The following is a 1,555-nucleotide window of genomic DNA, read 5'->3' as shown; positions in this document are numbered from 1 at the left end:
CTGGTGTTTCAGGGGGCTACATCACCGCAGGACATCTGACGATCCTAAAGTGAACGACAAAAATATATTTATACGTATCGGTTTGTCAGGAACAGGTGTCAGGCCTAACTATCAGGTTGAACTTCCGAATGGTCGTGTTATTGCTATCAATGGCATTAATCATGAAGAGTTTGGTGTTGAAGAATTCGACAGTTACCGGATATCCCGGCCTTACAGTATTGAGCAGCTTAATACCATGCGCATTTTTGGCGGGACTATTGAGTCATAGCACCCGAAAGTGTTCAGATTTATCAAACTCAGGCCAGCTCTGTACCAGATATAGTCATTCGAACCCTGAGAGTTACACTTCTTAGTGATTCAGGGTATGCGCTTATTGGTTACGAATATTGTGCCAGAATCATGTGACTTGATGATTGCCGCTTTTCTTTCGAGCCAGTAGGCGCTCCACGTTCGCTAACGAATACTCAGGGCATGCAGATAAACTGCTGACTATATTTCTTTCGAAGAACGTGGAATGCATACCAATCCCCGATAAAAAGGAGTTGGTTATGACCGCGATAGATCAGTTTGCTGCTCATGTTGGTCTGGACTGGGCGAATAAAAAGCACGATGTCTGCGTTCAGTGTAAAAACGGTGAGCGCACATTCCATATAATTGAACACACGCCGGATGCGCTTGATATCTGGCTCATCGGGTTGCACCAAAAGGTGAAAGGCAGGATCGCCATCGCCCTTGAGTTGAAGAAAGGCCCGGTGGTGTACGCTCTCCAGAAGTACCCTTTTGTCACTGTCTTTCCCGTGCACGCGCTATCGCTGGCCCGTTATCGGCAAACCTTATGGCCAAGTGGTGCGAAGGATGATCCACAGGATGCAGATTCTCACGCATAGTGAACTCAGCTTCAACCTGTATCAAACGCAATCAGTGGATAGAGTTATAATTTCATAACAATATGTTTTTATAAAAATAAAAATCATAATAATACTGACAATATGATGCTGAACATCAAACCTTGCACAAACAGTAATAAACAACAGGTTATGACAACAACCAATTGTTTTTAATTGACATTTTATGGTTACAGATTAAATAATAATGGTAAAAATGCTGGTAAAAAATCACACAGCCATTTCAATACCGCTAATAACAGGAGACACAGATGAAGTTCGAGTCCAGTCCAGTCGGAGCCACATTTAGAAAATCCCGCTTAAGGAAACTTAAGCGGGGTTTTTGTTTCTATCCATTTATTCAATGCCTTCACGTGCAAAAGTCTTTCCAATGCACATTCTGTTTTCCCTCTGCATCGGGAGAATTTGGTGGTCAGATTTGGGGTCACGTTGGTTCGATGACGGGGTGACACCCAACTGTGTCTTAACCACTCAAAAATCCGCAACGTGAAATCATCCACAAAACCCGTCAAAGGAACGGTCCGGAAATGCTCGAGACTGGCAAAACAGCACGCTAGCAAATCCTTTTCGCATTCGTACCAACGCTAGTTCTTTTGCGAGCCCATCCTGTCAGATATTCCTTTGTGAAGAGCCTGTAATTAAAATTGTGT

The 1,555-nt window shown here is 43.5% G+C and carries 1 protein-coding gene and 1 pseudogene; both read left to right on the top strand.

The features are described from left to right. Nucleotides 1-268 (top strand): hypothetical protein (locus tag H0248_RS21730; protein WP_219609347.1); only part of this gene is annotated, 268 nt, incomplete at its 5' end. A 280-nt stretch (nucleotides 269-548) separates the two neighbouring features. Next, nucleotides 549-875 (top strand): annotated as a pseudogene (locus tag H0248_RS21725) (IS110 family transposase); the annotation flags it as partial. Nucleotides 876-1,555: the final 680 nt, after the last annotated feature.

It is taken from the genome of Pectobacterium brasiliense (genome assembly GCF_013449685.1).
Lineage (GTDB): Bacteria > Pseudomonadota > Gammaproteobacteria > Enterobacterales > Enterobacteriaceae > Pectobacterium > Pectobacterium brasiliense_A.
Note: the sequence above shows the minus strand (reverse complement) of the source record. Positions and strands in the feature narration are given on the sequence as shown.